Below are 17072 nucleotides of genomic sequence, written 5' to 3' on the forward strand. Positions count from 1 at the left end.
CTCCCGACAACTCTCAACGGCACTCCATGCTTTCAGACAGCTTGCTGATCGGCACTTCGATCTCGAAGACATGCTCCAGCGGTTCGGCGGTGGTGAACTCCAGTCGCTCGGTTCCGCTCTGCTCACTGTCGAAGGTGCGCTCATAGACCCCGACGGTGTGGATCTCCAGCTCGGTCTCGGCACAACCGGGGCAGAATCCGCGATAGTCCAGCAACTCCAGGACTTCATTGAACGGATCGGACTCCGGATCGCTGGCCAGCAACCAGCGCCCGACACCATCAACGTCGAAGTAATAGCGCACATGGGCCTGCACTTCATCGGTGACGATCATGGTGGTGCCGCCGGCCAGCACATCCGGCGAATACCAGTGCCCCGAATAACTAACCGGGCCGGTGCCATCGTCCGGGCATCGCCGGGACGCATCGGGCGACATGATTTCACTGCCATGAAAGCCATCCCGGCGCCACGCGAAGACCATCTTGTCGTCATCCAGCATGGTCAGGGCGACCTCACCGATCGGATCGTAGATCTGGCGCTCACCGGTGGCATTGCTGATGCGATCCAGAACAGCCGTCCACACCGAAGCGTCATTGTCGATCTCGCCAATGGCCTGATAAAACACCGGCAGGCCATCGAGATCATAGCTGTACCAGGTCATGAACCCGGGGCCGGCTTGCTGCCACTCGATACCCTGGTTGATCACGCGGTCGCGCGGGCTCCACAAGCCACGCTGAGCCATGACCGGCGACGACTCGCTGATGCTCACGGACACATCGACCAGCGCCTCATCGTTGCCGGCGTTATCCAGCACCACGTACCAGCGCCCGGCGGCGGCAGCGGCACTCAGGGTGATGCTGCTGCCAGAATCATTGCCCGAGCTGTCTTCGACACTGCCATCGGCCGGCGGCGTTCCAGGGGCATGGTCGGCCACCGCGTCGAAGGGCATGCGCTGCAGCTCGGCGGTCACGTCCGCGCTGCCATTCACCGTGACCTCGACAGCATCGGCGCCCGGCCCCACATCGAAAAACAGTCGATCATGACGCTGTTCGGAGGGCACCACCACCGGCAGTGTCTCGCCGGGGAAGATGGCCGTCGCCTCCGGTGTCAGGGCCTCCGTGCGCGTGACCGTGACCGGAACAACACCGGCATCGGCCAGTTCGTCCTCGTTGCTGGCCATGCCGATGGCGGCCATCCAGCGCTCGCCCCGACGCATGGCCGGTTGATCCCAGGCCACGGCCAGCTCCAGCGCCCCACCCGGATGATTGGGTAGGCCGGCTGCGGCCAGGGTGTAATCGCCACCCTCTTTCAGCACGGCGAACTCCAGGGAAACCGAGTCGTGCGCCTGGGCAGACGACGCCTCGTAGTTCTGCACGACGATCCACCAGGACCCGGCTTCGGGCGTGCTGATGCGACAGCTTGCTTCACCGTTGTCCGTGGTCGACTGTTCGCAAACCACCGCGTCGGCGGCTGGCTGCCCCTGCCCACCATTTCCAACCAGCAACCGCAGTTCCCCCCGGGTGGAGTCGCTTGAGATATCGGTTCGCAGCATCAATGCATCGTCCGGCACCTCGACTTCGAAAGTGCGGGTACCCGTACCACCGGAAAACGGATCGTCGGGAGTCCAGTCTTGCGCCAGGGTGAAGGACTCGGCTTCCGGCCTGGTCAGTGCCGAACTGCGATACACCGCTTCGTTCAAGACAGCCAGGACTTCCAGTTCGGCGGACTCGCGACCGCGCGTGTTCTGCGCCTCGATGTCGATCTCGACCGGTTGTTTCGCAGCCGCGGTCACCGAAACCGGCAGGCGCTGAGTCGACAGCTCTGCATCTGCGGGCCGCAGCACCACGGCACCGCTGACCAGGCCATCGACGCCCTCGCCGGAGGCCGATGCGATGATGTCCAGGGTCTGGGATTCACCGGCCGACAAGCTAAAGCTGGACGGCGTCACCTCGATGTCGGCATCGCCTTCGTACTCCACCGTCCATGACCCGGAACGAATCGCCTCGACTGTCCGAGTGAACTGGCAGTTGCTTTCACAGGTGCCAGAATACAGGCCAGCCAGGTTGAGCTGAGCCGGATCGCCGCCCAGAGCGGGATTGGCGTCGTCGAAGTCCGATGGGGTCACCGGCAGATACAGTCCGACCCTGGCTGCCCGATCGACACGAATTCGACCCGCACCGCGTTCGATCATGTTGGCATCCCGCGTGTCCAACCGGACCGGCAATGCTTCGGCGGTGGTTTCCAGCGCCGACTGCAGCATGTCCGGCGTCCAGTCCGGGTGCATGGCAATCAGCAGCGCGGCCGCACCAGCCACGTGCGGACTCGCCATCGAGGTGCCGCTGGAAGTGCCTACGGAGTTTTCGTCGGGCACCAGCCCGGCCAGCACCTGGTAGCCCGGCGCCATCACATTGGGCTTCATGATGTCGGGCGCAAAACTTCCGGGGCCTCGGGAACTGAAATCCGAGACCCGATCCTGCCAGATGGAATTGACCATGCGCGACTGCTCCCCGTACAGCGTCGCCTGGGGATTGTTCATGGCGCGAATGGCCTCAAGCGCCTCTTCTCCCTGGTCGTTGTCCAACATGACCGCCGGGATGCTGGTGGTTTCCAGTCCGCCCATGGGAATGGCACTGGCACCGGGCTCATCGTTGTAGACCAATACAGCCCGCGCACCGGCGTCATCGGCGAGATTGACCTTCTGCTCAAACGTGCAGTCGCCACGGCTGACAAAGGCAATGGCGCCATCCAGGGCGTTGCTGTCGTAAGCTTCGCAACCCTTCAGGCCCGAACCGGCATCGTCGGCCGCAATGACCGGCGCGGTGATCGTGTGCGGAACCTCGGGCCCGAGCCCCGGCTCGACGAACAGTTCGGTCAGGCCGGCAATATCCACCCGATGTCCAAGCCGGCGACCATGACTGGTACTGCCCACCGCCAGTGTCCATGGTGCATTGGCGGGACTCGTCAGGGTTCCGGTCCCGGGACCATTGTTGCCGGCCGATGTCACGAACATGATGCCCGCTGCACGGATGTTGAGAAAGGCCCTCAGGTTCTGCCAGGGCTCGAGGGCATCGTCGCTGCCAATCGAGTAGTTGACGACATCGACCCCATCCTCGACCACCTGTTCCAGCGCCTGGGTAATGGCGCTGCCCGAGCAGCGGCCAGCCACGTCCTCGTCATCGTAGTCCTCGGAGTAACACACCTTGTAGGACACGATATTGGCCCGTGGCGCCACCCCTGATGTGCTGAACGTGCCGTCGGTGCCGTCCAGACTGAAGTTCCAAGGGTTGCCGGCGGCGATCGATGCGACATGGGTGCCGTGTCCTTCTCCGTCCGGATCTCGGCCCCGGGTTCCCTCCTCGGTGAAATCCCATACACCGATGAGCTTGTCATTGCACCTGACCTCTTCGCTGGAACACTCGCCCAACTGCCCACCCAGCGGGTTGGAATACTCGTATCCCCCGGTATGCTCGGGGTCATCGGAAAAGTAGCGATGATCCCAATTGACGCCGGAATCGATCACGCCAATCACGACCCCCTCGCCCCGGGTCGACAGGTCCGCCATGTCATTCCACACGGGCAGCGCCCCGATCACCTGCGGACCACGGTCGGTCTCCAGGCGCCAGGCCACGTCCGGCGTGACCCGTCGAACGCCGGGCAGCGCTTCCAGCTCACGCGCTTCTGTTTCGGAAAGGCGAACGCTGAAGCCATTGAGCACATGGCGATAGACATGGCGGGGACGAATGTCGCGGCCAAGCTGTTCACGGGCACGGGCCAGTACATCGCTGCGCTCCCGGTCAAGAAACTCGGCGTAGGCGACGACGTGAGGGGCTGAAGTATCCAGGCGGCGGCCTTCCGGAGCGGTGGCCTCCAAAGCCCTGCCGCCGGCCATCAGCTTCGCGCCCGACCCCGCTTGCGGTCCGTGGTACTGCAGGGTGGCATCGCTTTCCAGCTCAACGATCCACTGATCGGGAATGACATGGGATTGATCCGACCACCCTGCCACGGGCAGTGCCAGTCCGGTTGCGAGTATCAGGCTCAGAATGTACTTCATGATGCTCCAGCTCAGATTTTCGTTGATGACTTAAGAAACGGGTGATCGCATGGTCACCAATTCCTCGGCAGCGGTGGGATGAATGCCGATGGTTCGATCAAAATCGGCCTTGCTCAACCCGGCACGCACGGCGACTGCGAAACCCTGCATCATTTCCGGCGCATCCAGACCGACGACATGGCAACCCAGCACGCGATCCGAAGCGGCGTCAACGACCAGCTTCATCAGCCCCTTTTCCTGCCTGCCCGCCAGAGTATATTTCATCGGGGTGAACTGCGACCTGAAAATGCGAATCGAATCGTAGCGTTCCCGAGCTTCTTCCTCAGTCAGGCCCACGGTAGCCACGGGCGGCTGACTGAACACGGCCGCGGGCGTGTCGGCGTGATCCAGCGGACGATCCATGCCGCCAAACTGCGTATCGGCAAAGGCATGCCCCTCCATCAAAGCAACTGGCGTCAGGTTGATGCGATCGGTCACATCGCCAACGGCAAAAATGCTGTCCACGCTGGTGCGGCTGTAGTTGTCGACTTCGATCCGGGTTCCGGCACCCGTTTCCACGCCGGCAGCATCCAGCCCGAGATCCCCGGTATACGGATGGCGCCCGGTTGCAAACATCACCTGATCGTACTCGGCGCTGGAATCGTCGGAAAACGTAACCTCTACTCCGCCCCCGCTCCTTTCCAGACGTGCCGGCGAAACCTGGTAGCGTAGGTCGATTCCGCGTCCGCGCAGGCCCGCATCAACGGCCTTGCGTATGTCATGATCGAACCCCCGCAACACCAGGTCGCGGCGGTAGGCCAGGGTCACCCGGCTGCCTAGGCCGGCAAAAATCCCGGCAAACTCCACCGCAATGTAGCCGGCCCCGATCACCAGCACTCGCTCCGGAAGCTCGGCCAGGTGGAAGGCCTCGTCGGACGTGATGCCGAGCTCATGGCCCGGAATATCGGGCACCCCCGGCCGTCCCCCCACCGCGATCAGAATTCTTTCTGCCGTGATCTTGCGGCCATCGACCTCCACCGTATGAGCATCCACGAGGCGACCGCGTCCCATGTGCAGGTCCACGCCGGCGTTCTCCAGCAGCTTGATGTAGATGCCGTTGAGGCGGTCGATCTCGCGATCCTTGGCCGCGATCAGGGCCGGCCAGTCGAATGTCGACTCGCCAAGCTGCCATCCGTAGCCGGCAGCATCCTCGAACTGCTCGGCAAACTGCGATGCATAGACCAGCAACTTCTTGGGCACACACCCGCGTATTACACAAGTTCCGCCGACACGCGATTCTTCGCAGATGCCGACCCGGGCGCCGTGGCCGGCGGCAATGCGCGAAGCCCGCACGCCTCCCGAACCCGCACCGATAACGAACAGATCGTAGTCAAACCGGCTCATTCGAACCCTGCTCCCGTCCGCCAACGGCGGCAATGGGCGATAACAGTCATTTCATATCCTTGTTTTTGATCCAGGTCATAACCCCGCATCCGCGGAGGGTAGAATATTAACGCACGAGCCATTCAGTCCGAATCAGCCGATGACCATGCCAGCATACAGCGACCCGCAAGCGGATCTGCTGCAGGCCTTCCTGCAGACCGAGTACCGGGTATTGCCATCGACCAATGCGGCGGGCGTGGCGATCGATGTGTTGATCGGCAGGCATCACCCCCGGCTCGACCAGTTCACAGAACACCGCGACTGGGCCATAGTCACCGCCTTCAACCCCGGAGGGCATGCCGACCAGCCCAGTGCCAACAAGCAGCGCCATCAGCAGCTGCTTGCGGCCGTTGCCAGTGCCGGCCTGGATTTTCTGCCGGCCTGCAACCACGACCCGTCCGATCGATGGCCCGACGAGCCTTCCCTGCTTATTATCGCGCCTGATCGCGACTGGCTGATCGCCCTGGCACTTCGCCTGGGCCAGCACGCCCTGGTCAGCGCTCGCCCGTCGAAAGCCGCCGAGTTGTGGCTGATAGCAGGCACGTGGCCCGAGCCGCTGCCGGCCCATGTGCGCATGGTGCGCCAATGAACCGAATGCTCGAAACCCGTCAGGCCAGCTTCGCGCGCAGCGGCGAAAGCGTGTTTGCGCCGGTGGATCTGACCCTGGCGGCCGGCGAGGCGCTGATCGTGCTTGGGCCCAACGGCTGCGGCAAGACCACCTTGCTGCGCATGCTTGCCGGCATTCTGCGCCCCTGGGAAGGCGAGGTCATTCGCCACTGTCAGCCCGCCTTTCTCGGCCACCTGCCGGCCTTCAAGGGCGACCTGAGCTGCCGCGAAAACCTGGCGTTCCAGCGTCGTTTTCACGGCGGCGAAGGACTCAACGAGAATCGGGCCCTGGCCCGGGCCGGTCTGGCCGGACTGGGCCTTCGCCCCGCGCGCACCCTTTCGGCCGGGCAGAAACGCCGCCTGGGACTGGCCGGACTGCTGGTTGCCCCACGTTCGCTATGGCTGCTGGACGAGCCCTACGCCAGCCTAGATGACGCCGGCTGCCAATTGGTCGATCAACTGCTGACCGAGCACCTGGCCACCGGCGGCGCCGTGGCACTTTCGGCTCACCAGCGCAAGCCCATCCTCGAGGTCAATCTGGCACGCCTGGAACTGACTGCCGCGGGGGCACCCGAATGATCGTTCGCAGCATGACCGCACTTGTCGCACGCGATCTGCGCCTGGCTGTCCGGCACGGCGGCGAATCACTGATGCCGCTGATCTTTCTGTTTTCCGTCATCATTCTCATTCCACTGGGCGTGGGCCCCGGCCCCAACCTGCTCTCGGCCATCGCGCCCGGCATGATCTGGGTGGCCGCCCTGCTCGCCAGCCTGCTGGCGCTGGAAAACCTGTTTCGTCCCGATCTCGAAGACGGCACGCTGGAGCAGTGGTGGATCGGTTCCTGCCCGGCCGGCGCCCTGGTCGTGGCGCGGTTGTTCAGCCACTGGCTGATCACCGCGGTACCGGTGATCGTGTTCGCACCGCTGGCCGCACAGATGCTTTATTTGCCCGCCGAGGCACTGGGCGTATTGGTCCTGAGCCTGCTGATGGGCACCCCGATCCTCAGCCTGGTCGGCGGCCTGGCGGCCGCCTTGACGCTGGGGACGAACCGCGGCAGCGTCCTGTTGTCCATCCTGGTGTTTCCGCTCGTTGTGCCGGTGCTCATCTTTGCCACCGGCGCGGTATCGGCTGCCGCCGATGACCTGAGCGCGAGGGCTCACCTGGGCATGCTGGGCGCACTGCTGATTCTGGCCATTACGCTGGTCCCCCTGGCGACCAGCGCTGCACTGAGACTGAATATCGAATGATCTGGAAAACCATCAAGGTCAACTTTCATCGCCTCGGCTCACCGCCGACGTTTTATCGCCTGGCCCAGGTGCTCTCGCCCTGGCTGTGGGGCGGTTTCGTCCTGTGTGCCGCCATCGGCCTGTACCAGGCGCTCTACGTCGTGCCGCCGGACTATCAGCAATCCGACAGCTTCCGCATTCTCTATATCCACGTGCCCTCGGCCTGGCAGGCCATGGCCGGCTACGTGGTCATGGCCATACTGGCAGTGATCGCCCTGGTCTGGCGCATTCGCACCGTGGAAATCATGGCCATGGCCGGCGCCCCGATTGGCGCGGCCTTCACGTTTATCTGCCTGGCCACCGGCTCGCTGTGGGGACGGCCGATGTGGGGCACGTGGTGGGCCTGGGATGCGCGCCTGACCTCCATGCTGGTACTGCTGTTCATCTACCTCGGCATCATGGGTCTGTACGCCGCGTTCGAAGATCGACGCAAGGGCGCGCGCGTGGCCTGTATCCTGATACTGGTCGGTGTGGTGAACATCCCCATCATCCATTTTTCAGTCGAATGGTGGACCACGCTGCATCAAGGCGCGACAATCCGGCTGTTCTCCGGCGAGTCCACCCTGCATGAAAGCATGATGCCGCCGCTGGTGTGGATGACCGTCGCGGTAAAATTGATGTTCGGCGCCGCCCTGCTCGACCGCGCCCGCAACGACCTGCTCGACCAGGACCGGCGCAAGGGCTGGGTGCAGACCCGACTGGGAGAAGCCGCATGATTCCTGATTTCGAATACGCCGTATACGTCTGGACCAGCTACGGCATCTTTGCCGCGGTCATCGCCTGGCAATTCCTGCAACCGCAATTGAGGAAACGCCGGATCGAAGCCGAGGTCCGAGAAGAGCAAGCACTGCAAACAGGTAGCTACGATGACACCAACCCGTAAGAAAAGACTGACCCTGGTCGGCCTGATTGTTCTCGGCGTGAGCGCGGCGACGGTGGTCGCCATCACGGCGCTGCAGGACAATATGATGTTCTTTGTCACACCCAGTGACGTGCACGCCCAGACTCTGCCACACGATCGGCAGATTCGCCTGGGCGGGCTGGTTGCCGACGGCACGGTCAGCCGCGATCCCGACAGTCTGGCCGTCACCTTCGGTGTGACCGACGGGGCCCATGACGTAATGGTGAGCTTCAACGGCATCCTGCCCGACCTGTTCCGCGAGGGCCAGGGCGTGATCGCTCACGGTTTCATGGACGATTCCGGCACGTTCCAGGCCCACGAGGTGCTGGCCCGGCATGACGAGACCTACATGCCGCCGGAAGTGATGCGAGCCCTGGAAGAAGCCGGCCATCCGCCGGAAGTGAGCATGCCGCAATGATTGCAGAGTTTGGACAGGTCACACTCATTCTCGCGCTGGTACTGGCCGTACTGCTGGCGACACTGCCCCTGTACGGGGCCTATCGCGGCAGCGACGCCCTGATGCGGCTGGCCCCCTCGCTGGTCATTGGGCACTTCGTATTCCTGGCCGCCGCCTACGTGGCGCTCTCGATTGGCTTTCTCAATCACGATTTCACCATCACCTACGTAGCGCTCAACTCGAACCTGCTGCTGCCCTGGTATTACCGGCTAACCGCAGTGTGGGGTGGTCACGAGGGGTCACTGCTGCTGTGGATGCTGATGCTCGGTGGCTGGATGCTGGCCGTAGCCGCATTCTCGCGCACCCTGCCCAAGGAGTTCGTCACCCGCGTGCTCGCGGTCATGGGTATCGTCTCGATCGGGTTCTTGCTGTTCACGCTGCTGACCTCCAACCCGTTTGACCGCGTTCTGCCAGGACCTACCGACGGCCAGGATCTCAATCCGCTGTTGCAGGATCCGGGCATGATCTTCCACCCGCCGCTGCTCTACATGGGCTACGTCGGCTTCGCAGTGGCCTTCGGCTTTGCCATTGCAGGGTTGCTCGGTGGCAAGGTCGAACGCGACTGGGTGCGCTGGGCCCGCCCCTGGACACTGTCGGCCTGGGCCTTTCTCACCGCCGGCATCGCGCTGGGTTCGTGGTGGGCCTATTACGAATTGGGCTGGGGCGGCTGGTGGTTCTGGGATCCGGTCGAGAATGCCTCGTTCATCCCGTGGCTGATCGGCACTGCCCTGCTGCACTCCCAGGCGGTCACCGAGAAGCGCGGCTCGTTCCCGGCCTGGACGGTGCTGCTGTCAATTGCCGCCTTCTCGATGTCACTGCTGGGCACCTTCCTGGTTCGATCCGGCGTGCTGACCTCGGTGCACGCCTTCGCCCACGATCCCGAACGAGGCGTGTTCATCCTGATGTTCATGGCCTTGATCACCGGCGCCGCACTGCTGCTTTACGCCCTGCGCGCCCCGCGCATCATGACCGGGCCGGGCTTCGACTGGATGAGCCGCGAGACCATGCTGCTCATCAACAATGTCTTCTTCGCCGTTTCGGCGGCCATGGTGCTGCTGGGAACGCTCTACCCGCTGCTCGTGGACTTCATGGGCTGGGGGCAGATCTCGGTTGGCCCGCCCTACTTCGGCGCCATGTTCATCCTGCTGATGACACCCATCGTCATCCTGTTGCCGCTGGGTCCATTCACGCGCTGGAAGCAGGACGAAGTGATGCGAATCCTCCGGCCGCTGGCGGCCAGTGCAGCCGTTGCCATTGCGCTGGGACTGATCATCTGTGCCATCCTGGGTGCCTGGAACCTGCGCGCCATCACCGGATGGATCGGCGGCATCTGGGTCATGGCAGGCGCCATCGCCTGGGCCGCACGCCAGTGGCGCAGCACCCGATCGGGACTGGCCCTGCACCAGTGGGGCATGACGCTTGCACACTTCGGTGTCGGCGTGTTCCTGATCGGCGTGGCCATGGTCGAGTCGATGACCTTCGAGCGCGACATGCGCATCGCTCCAGGCCAGACCGTCGAAGCGGCCGGATACCAGTTCACGCTGCACGAGGTCGCCCAGGTCAAGGGGCCCAACTGGCGTGCCGAGGAAGCCCGATTCACGGTTTACCGCAACGACCGCCAGGTCGCCCGCATGAACCCGCAGAAGCGCCTTTACCACCGTGGCGGCCAGGTCATGACCCAGGTGGCGTTGCGACCGGGTATTACCCGTGATCTCTACATTGCCATGGGCGAGGAACTGGACGCGGCCAGTGGCGCCTGGAGCATTCGCATCCATATCAAGCCCTTCGTACGCTGGATCTGGGGTGGCGCGGCCCTGATGACACTGGGCGGGCTGGTCTCGGCCAGCGACCGGCGTTACTGGCGCCGCCGCCGGGCCGAGTCCAGACAGAACAACCAGGCCGGAACGGCGGAGGTCCCGGCATGATCCGCATGCTGCTGCCCCTGATCGTGTTCGGCGGCCTGCTGGTCTTGCTGGTAGTCGGCCTTCAGACTGCCGAGGATCGCCAGCTAGTGCAATCACCGCTGGTCGGCAAGCCGGTTCCGGAGATTACCCTCCCCGGCCTGAACGATCCCGAGACCAGATACTCGACGGCCGAGCTGATTGGCGAACCCTACATCATCAATGTCTGGGGCAGCTGGTGCTGGGCCTGCCGGGAGGAACACCCCTACATCGACCGTCTCGGCCGCGAAGCCGGGGTGCCGCTGGTCGGCTTCAACTGGAAGGATGAGCGCGAGAATGCGCTCAAGTGGCTGGATCAGTTCGGCGACTCCTGGAGTTTCCACATGGTGGACTTCGAGGGGCGCGCGGCCATCGACCTGGGTGTTTACGGCGCCCCCGAGACCTACCTGGTCGACCATCGCGGCGTGATCCAGCACAAACATATCGGACCCATTGATGCGACCGTATTCGAGGATCTCATGCGACGCATCATGCAGTTGAGAGCGGAGGCGGAAGAAGCATGACTAGCAAATTGTCAGTACTCGGTTCCAGGTTGATTCTCGTTCTGATCCTTGTGCCCCTGATGGCGCTGGGCTCGGCCATCGAGCCGTTCCCGTTCGACAACGAGGTCCAGGAGAGACGCTTCCGTGCGCTGGCCGAAGAGATCCGCTGTACCGTGTGCCAGAATCAGTCGCTGGCCGACTCTGATGCGCCATTGGCCCAGGACCTCCGACGCGAGTTGTTCGCCATGCTGCAGGACGGTCGCTCGGACATGGAAATCCGTGAGTTCATGGTCGATCGCTACGGCGATTTCGTCCTCTACCGACCGCCACTGGCCGGACACACCATTCTGCTTTGGGCGGGTCCACTCTTGCTGCTGGTCATTGCCCTGGTCTCGACCGTCGTCATCGTCAGACGCCGAAGGAAAATACTTTGAATACCGGATTCATTCTTATCGCGGCGGCCAGTGTACTGGTCGCCATCGCCTTTGCCATCGTGCCCCTGCTGGCTGGCAAGAGTGATCGGCGCGACGCGGTGCCAGTCCTGATCCTGGTCGTGGTGCTGCTTGTCCCGGCTGCCTCCTGGGTCACCTATCGGGCCGTGGGAACACCGGAAGGCATTGCGCCGCCCGACAGCGATGCCGCCATGATCCGGGCGGCACTGATCGACATCGCCCGGCAACTGGAGCGCAACTCTGATGATGCCGATCAGTGGATTCGCATGGGCCTGGCCTACAAAGAGTTGCAGGAATACTCGTCAGCCGAACACGCGCTCCGACGGGCCCTCTACATTGACGGGGACAACCCCTTCATCCAGATCGAGCTGGCCGAAACCCTTCTTTTTGATTCAGGCCAGCCCCGCCTGTCTTCAGAGTCCAGAGAGTTGTTGCTCGATGCACTGGACAAGGACCCGCGCAAGCAGAAGGCCTACTGGTTGCTGGGGCTCGATGCCCTGCAGCGCGAGGACTACGAAGAAGCGGTTGGCCGGCTGGAACAGCTCGATGATCTGCTGTCAGACGGCAGTGTTCGCGAGTCGGTGCGCCGGTACCTGCAGCAGGCACGGCGTGGACTGGGCCAGCAACAACCGGCAACTGATCCGGCCAACGGCGAGGTCGACGATCCGCAACTGGTGGTAAGGCTCGCCGTGGACGACAAACTGGCCGAGCGTGTCAGCGACGATGACACCGTGTTCGTCATTGTGCGCGCAGCAGACGGACCGCGTGCGCCACTCGCGGTTCATCGTCTCAACGCCGGTGAGCTGCCCACCGAGGTCAGTTTCGGGCGCAACGACACGATGATGGGCGGTGCGGGAATCGATGATTTCGATGCCATACGAATCACAGCCAGAATTTCCCACGGCGGTGTGGCCGAGGCACAAAGCGGCGATCTTGAAGGCAACTCGGATGCCGTTCCCGTCAGCGACCGGATCAGTGCCAGTGTCCTTATCGACGAGGTGCTGTAAAGCGACGCTCATAGCGCTCTGCCTACTGGCACATGTGCTTGCCGCACAGGCCGGAGACGAGCCTATCGACAGCGAGCCGCCAGAGCGCGAGCCCGCAATCTGGATGGTCGAATACGAGAACGACCTGTTCGCCGGGGAGGACCGTTTCTACACCAGCGGCATCCGTCTTTCGCGCATTGCCGAGGCGCGTCAGGCGCCCTCGTGGCTTGAATCGATCGCCTCCCGCTTCCCCGGCTTTGACGACCATGATGTCCTGCCCTACCGGCTGTCGGTGGGACACAATATCTATACCCCGGCCGATATCGAGAATCCGCGCTTTCCGCCCGACGACCGCCCCTACGCCGCCTGGCTTTATACCCAGTTCGCGACCGGTACGCTGCATTCACACGGTGCCGACCGCGTCCGGGTCGGCCTGGGCATCGCCGGCCCGGCGGCACTGGGCCGGCAGGTCCAGAAATATGCGCATGAACTGATCGACTCCCCCACTCCGATCGGCTGGGAAACCCAACTGAGAAACGAACCCACGGTGCAGATCGGTTACGACCGCATCCGGCGATTTCTCGATCGTGCCGAGCCCGAGCAATTCGGCTTCGATATGTCCTGGCTGGCCGGCATTACCGCCGGCAACGCCCACTCCCACGCCACGGTCGGCGGATTTGCCCGCTTCGGTTACAACCTGCCCGACGATTACGGCCCGCCGCGCATCACGCCAGCGGCTTCGGGAAGCAGCTACTTCCGTGCCGAAGGCGCCCAGGAATCATCGTTCTATTTCTTCATTGGCGCAGAAGGCCGGCAGGTCTTTCGCGACCTGTTTCTTCAGGGCAACAGCTTTGGCGGCGTCAGCGGTGTCAGTATCGAGCGCCAGGTCGGGGAGTACTTCGCCGGTGCCGTCTACACGCGGGGCGTGTTTCGCCTGGCCTACTCCCATGTCTGGCGTACCCGCGAGTTCGTCGGCCAGATCGATGACCAGAGCTACGGAGCGCTGTCGTTTTCAGTGTGGTGGTAGCGCGTGGGCGATTCGGGCTCCAGTGGACGCGGACGGCCAAAGTGAAAGCCCTGCATGAAGTCGATGCCGATCTCGCGGCATAACTCCACGGTTTCATCCAGCTCCACGCCCTCGACCAGTGTCCTCACCCCCATGCCCCGGATCATGCTGTTCAGACTTTCGAGCATGCGATAGCGGGCTGAATCACGTTCAACCAGATCCCGGACCAGCGCCATGTCGAACTTGAGAAAGTCCGGCGGCACCTCGGCCAGTTCCAGCAGGCGCGCCTGACCGGCGCCGAAATCGTCATAGGCCAGGGCGATGCCCATGCCGGCCAGCTCGCGTTTGACATCTCCCATGACGGCCAGATCGGTGACCGCCGACTCATGGACCTCGAACACCAGGTCCAGATCGGGAAATCGCTTGCGCAGCTCGTGCAATTCCGCCATCAGGTCATCAAGGTCTTCACACTCGGCAGGATGATTGTTGAAAAACAGCGGCTCACGCATGCCCGCCCGGTCGGCAGCCGCAAAGCACTGCCGTCGCAACAGGCGACTGAGCCGGACTTCGCAATCCAGTGCCGACGCCAGTGCAAACAGCTCACCGACTCCGCCATCCAGGCCGGGGTGGGCGCTGCGGCCCAGCAGTTCCTGGCCGAAAGGCCTTCCCTGGCCCGTCACGATAGGTTGACAGAAGGCCGTGACCTGCTCCTTGTCGAGCAATTCCAGAAAGGCCGACATCTTCAATGGAAAATCGCGCGGCAGCGCCTTGACCCCGACCATGGTTTCATCGGCCTGCCCGGAATCGGCCACGGCCCGCTTGCCCAGCATCAGGCGAAACTCGTGATCGGCCAGATGCAAGACATCACCAACGCGCAGCGCCGTCGGCGCATTGATCTGCTGGTGGTTGACGTAGGTTCCGTTGGTGCTGCCCAGATCCTCGATCACAAGCCCGGCATCATGCTGCTCGATCCGCGCATGACGGCGCGAGATGCGATCGACCGAAAGATTGACGGTGCAATCAGGATGGCGACCGATCAGTGCCGGGAATCGGTCCAGCGAAAGCTGCCTGGGCAGACTGGCATCCTTTCCGGAACTCTCAAGGTAAAAGCCTTGCTGCATGACCCCTTCCGGCATGATTGCACTGGGGCTAGTGTACTCCCTTCCAGCTCACACCAGTAGTCTGCCGATGATCCGGACGGGAACAGGAACCGTATTGACAATGATTATCATTTGTGTATAATGTCGACCATGTATGTTTGTGTCTGTAATGCCGTCACCGAACGCACCTTGCTTGAACTGGTCGACGAGGGCTGCACCACGATTGCAGAATTGCAGTCCAGGATCGGTGTTGCCGATTGTTGCGGCACCTGCCACGACCACGCGGCAGAACTGCTCGATCAAGCATTGAAAGACGCACACGGCGGACTTCTCCCACCTTCGCGCATACTCCCCCGGCTGCCCGTCATGGCATGACCGCCGAGCCTGCTCGGCCCGGAAATCAGACGGGGCCGTCACTCGCGTCTCACACAACATCTCACAGTTCGCGTTATCCTTGTCGGTATCAATGAACCCCAAGCAGGAGTCAACCGCATCATGAAGGGCGACCGCAAGATCATCGAGTTTCTCAATCAGGCACTCAAGGCCGAACTGACGGCGATCAACCAGTATTTCCTGCACTCGCGCATGTACGAGGACTGGGGTCTGAAGAAGCTGGCCGAAAAGGAATACGAGGAATCCATCGACGAAATGAAGCATGCCGATGAATTCATCAAGCGCATTCTCTTTCTCGGCGGCCTGCCCAACCTGCAGGACCTGGGCCGACTGCGAGTCGGCGAAGGGCCCATCGAGGCCATTCGTTGCGATCTCGAACTGGAGCACGAAGGCATCGAGCTCTACCGCAATGCAGTCGAGTACGCCGAATCGGTCCGCGACTATGTCAGCCGGGACCTGTTCCAGACCATTCTCGAAGACGAGGAAGGTCACGTCGACTGGCTCGAAACCCAGCTCGAACTGGTCGAGCGCATCGGCGAGGAGCGCTACCTGCAGTCGCAGATGGGCGACTGACCGAAAGCGTCAAGAGTGACGCAAGCGATCCAGCCCGCGTGACAGCTTTTCGACCAGTTCATCGATCTGCTGCTCGGTGATGATCAGTGGCGGGCAGATCGCGATGGTGTCTCCGGGCAAGGCCCGCACCACCAGCCCTTCGTCCAGGCAGGACGCCGCGGCCTTGAATGCCATCTTCCTCTCGGCGGCAAACGGCTGACCACTGGCCTTGTCGGCCACCAGTTCCAGTCCGGCGATCAGCCCCCTGCCGCGCAGGTTCCCGACCAGCTCGTGGTCGGCCAGGGGCGCCAATGCCCGCTCGAGGTAGTCACCCATGCGCGCGGCGTGCTCCATCACGCCCCGCTCTTCCATCAACTCGAGATTACGCAGGGCCACGGCAGCGGCCACGGGGTGGCCGGCATAGGTCAAGCCATGGGCGAACATTCCCACGCCACCGGCGGCCTCCTCGATGGCCTCGTACATGAACGGCGGCACGGCCACCGCGGATATCGGCTGATAGGCCGAAGACAAAGCCTTGGCCATGGTCATGGTATGCGGCCGGATCTGCCAAGTCTGGCATCCAAAGTCGTGGCCGGTGCGCCCAAAACCACAGACCACTTCATCATCAATGAACAGAATGTCGTTGGCGGCCAGAATCGGCTGAATCTTCTCGAAGTATCCCGCCGGCGGGGGTATCACGCCACCGGCAGCCATCAGGGGCTCGGCGATGAAGGCGGCAATGGTTTCGGCCCCTTCCCGTTCAATGACTGTTTCGAGCTCATCGGCCAGGCGCTGCGAGAACGCCTCTTCGCTCTCCCCCGGTTCGGCCTGGCGGTAGTGGTGCGGAGCGGTCAGGTGAATCACATCGTCACCCGGCAGATCGAAATGTCGATGAAAGGCCGGCAGGCCGGTCAATGCCGCCGAGGCCAGGGTCACGCCATGGTAGCCATTGAAGCGCGAGAGAATCTTCTTCTTGTGCGGCTTGCCGATGGCATTGTAGTAATAGCGCATCAGCTTGACCTGCGTGTCATTCGCATCCGAGCCCGAACATCCGAACAGGAATCGTGCATTCTCGATCGGCACCCACTCGGAAAGCTTCGCGGCCAGACGAATGGACGGCTCGTTGGACTTGCCGGCAAACAACGGCCCGTAGCAGAACTTCTCGGTCTGCTCTGCGGCCACCCGTGCCAGCTCCTTTTCGCCGTAGCCCAGGGCAGTGCACCACAGACCGGCCATGCCTTCCAGGTATTTCCGTCCCTCGGTATCGAAGATATAGACGCCTTCACCCCGGTCCCAGATCAGCGGTCCGGACTGGCCGTGTCCTCTCAGGTCGGTCGAGGGGTGAAACAGGTGGTCGAGGTCTAGCCTGGACAGCTCATCGCTTCGGGTCATGAAAGTCAGGTCCTGCAGTTCACAAAGA

The 17072-nt window shown here is 62.8% G+C and carries 17 protein-coding genes; 13 read left to right on the top strand and 4 right to left on the bottom strand.

Annotated elements, in window-relative coordinates:
- Positions 1 to 13: 13 nt before the first annotated feature.
- Both IC757_RS16870 and gor read right to left on the bottom strand, forming a co-directional pair.
- Positions 14 to 4048: a S8 family serine peptidase gene (locus IC757_RS16870; protein WP_190974161.1), complete on the bottom strand. Its 4035-nt coding sequence runs from the start codon at positions 4046 to 4048 to the stop codon at positions 14 to 16.
- Between the two features lie 30 nt (positions 4049 to 4078).
- On the bottom strand, positions 4079 to 5431 hold the full coding sequence (gor, locus tag IC757_RS09915; protein ID WP_190974162.1) for a glutathione-disulfide reductase: 1353 nt from the start codon (positions 5429 to 5431) through the stop codon (positions 4079 to 4081).
- Positions 5432 to 5570: 139 nt separating this feature from the next.
- On the opposite strand from gor, the gene IC757_RS09920 reads away from it, so the two are divergent.
- From IC757_RS09920 to IC757_RS09970, 11 genes are read left to right on the top strand one after another with little or no spacing between them, the layout of a single operon-like run.
- A complete protein-coding gene (locus IC757_RS09920) occupies positions 5571 to 6059 on the top strand; it encodes a DUF3293 domain-containing protein (RefSeq protein ID WP_190974163.1) in 489 nt (162 codons plus the stop codon).
- A complete protein-coding gene (ccmA, locus tag IC757_RS09925; protein ID WP_190974164.1) occupies positions 6056 to 6655 on the top strand; it encodes a heme ABC exporter ATP-binding protein CcmA in 600 nt (199 codons plus the stop codon). The genes IC757_RS09920 and ccmA overlap by 4 nt, the downstream gene beginning before the upstream one ends.
- A gap of 11 nt (positions 6656 to 6666) precedes the next feature.
- Complete coding sequence (gene ccmB / locus IC757_RS09930; RefSeq protein ID WP_223846088.1) at positions 6667 to 7323, top strand: heme exporter protein CcmB; 657 nt, start codon at positions 6667 to 6669, stop codon at positions 7321 to 7323.
- Complete coding sequence (locus IC757_RS09935; protein ID WP_190974166.1) at positions 7320 to 8078, top strand: heme ABC transporter permease; 759 nt, start codon at positions 7320 to 7322, stop codon at positions 8076 to 8078. Before ccmB ends, IC757_RS09935 begins: the two co-directional genes overlap by 4 nt.
- Positions 8075 to 8245 carry a heme exporter protein CcmD gene (gene ccmD / locus IC757_RS09940; protein WP_190974167.1) on the top strand — a complete coding sequence of 57 codons (171 nt, stop codon included), beginning with the start codon at positions 8075 to 8077 and terminating at the stop codon, positions 8243 to 8245. Before IC757_RS09935 ends, ccmD begins: the two co-directional genes overlap by 4 nt.
- Complete coding sequence (gene ccmE, locus IC757_RS09945) at positions 8229 to 8681, top strand: cytochrome c maturation protein CcmE (RefSeq protein ID WP_190974168.1); 453 nt, start codon at positions 8229 to 8231, stop codon at positions 8679 to 8681. The genes ccmD and ccmE overlap by 17 nt, the downstream gene beginning before the upstream one ends.
- The gene (locus IC757_RS09950) at positions 8678 to 10645 is read left to right on the top strand and encodes a heme lyase CcmF/NrfE family subunit (RefSeq protein ID WP_190974169.1); all 1968 of its coding nucleotides are present in this window, start codon (positions 8678 to 8680) and stop codon (positions 10643 to 10645) included. Before ccmE ends, IC757_RS09950 begins: the two co-directional genes overlap by 4 nt.
- Positions 10642 to 11184: a DsbE family thiol:disulfide interchange protein gene (locus IC757_RS09955; RefSeq protein WP_190974170.1), complete on the top strand. Its 543-nt coding sequence runs from the start codon at positions 10642 to 10644 to the stop codon at positions 11182 to 11184. Before IC757_RS09950 ends, IC757_RS09955 begins: the two co-directional genes overlap by 4 nt.
- The gene (locus IC757_RS09960; RefSeq protein WP_190974171.1) at positions 11181 to 11597 is read left to right on the top strand and encodes a cytochrome c-type biogenesis protein; all 417 of its coding nucleotides are present in this window, start codon (positions 11181 to 11183) and stop codon (positions 11595 to 11597) included. Before IC757_RS09955 ends, IC757_RS09960 begins: the two co-directional genes overlap by 4 nt.
- Positions 11594 to 12622, top strand: a complete 1029-nt coding sequence (locus IC757_RS09965) for a tetratricopeptide repeat protein (protein WP_190974172.1) — start codon at positions 11594 to 11596, stop codon at positions 12620 to 12622. The genes IC757_RS09960 and IC757_RS09965 overlap by 4 nt, the downstream gene beginning before the upstream one ends.
- A gap of 34 nt (positions 12623 to 12656) precedes the next feature.
- Positions 12657 to 13628, top strand: coding sequence for a lipid A deacylase LpxR family protein (locus IC757_RS09970; protein WP_190974173.1), 972 nt, complete (start codon positions 12657 to 12659; stop codon positions 13626 to 13628).
- On the opposite strand, the gene IC757_RS09975 is transcribed toward IC757_RS09970, so the two are convergent.
- Entirely contained in the window at positions 13595 to 14728 is a 1134-nt protein-coding gene (locus IC757_RS09975) for an EAL domain-containing protein (protein ID WP_190974174.1), read from the bottom strand. The two genes, IC757_RS09970 and IC757_RS09975, sit on opposite strands and share 34 nt — an antisense overlap.
- Positions 14729 to 14848: 120 nt before the next feature.
- Here IC757_RS09975 and IC757_RS09980 point away from each other — a divergent pair, with 120 nt between their 5' ends.
- Both IC757_RS09980 and bfr read left to right on the top strand, forming a co-directional pair.
- On the top strand, positions 14849 to 15082 hold the full coding sequence (locus IC757_RS09980) for a bacterioferritin-associated ferredoxin (protein WP_223846089.1): 234 nt from the start codon (positions 14849 to 14851) through the stop codon (positions 15080 to 15082).
- Positions 15083 to 15202: 120 nt separating this feature from the next.
- Positions 15203 to 15673: a bacterioferritin gene (gene bfr, locus IC757_RS09985; RefSeq protein WP_190974175.1), complete on the top strand. Its 471-nt coding sequence runs from the start codon at positions 15203 to 15205 to the stop codon at positions 15671 to 15673.
- 9 nt (positions 15674 to 15682) lie between these two features.
- On the opposite strand, the gene IC757_RS09990 is transcribed toward bfr, so the two are convergent.
- Positions 15683 to 17044 carry an aminotransferase gene (locus IC757_RS09990; protein ID WP_190974176.1) on the bottom strand — a complete coding sequence of 454 codons (1362 nt, stop codon included), beginning with the start codon at positions 17042 to 17044 and terminating at the stop codon, positions 15683 to 15685.
- Between the last annotated feature and the right edge of the window lie 28 nt (positions 17045 to 17072).

This window comes from Wenzhouxiangella sp. AB-CW3, assembly GCF_014725735.1.
GTDB lineage: Bacteria > Pseudomonadota > Gammaproteobacteria > Xanthomonadales > Wenzhouxiangellaceae > Wenzhouxiangella.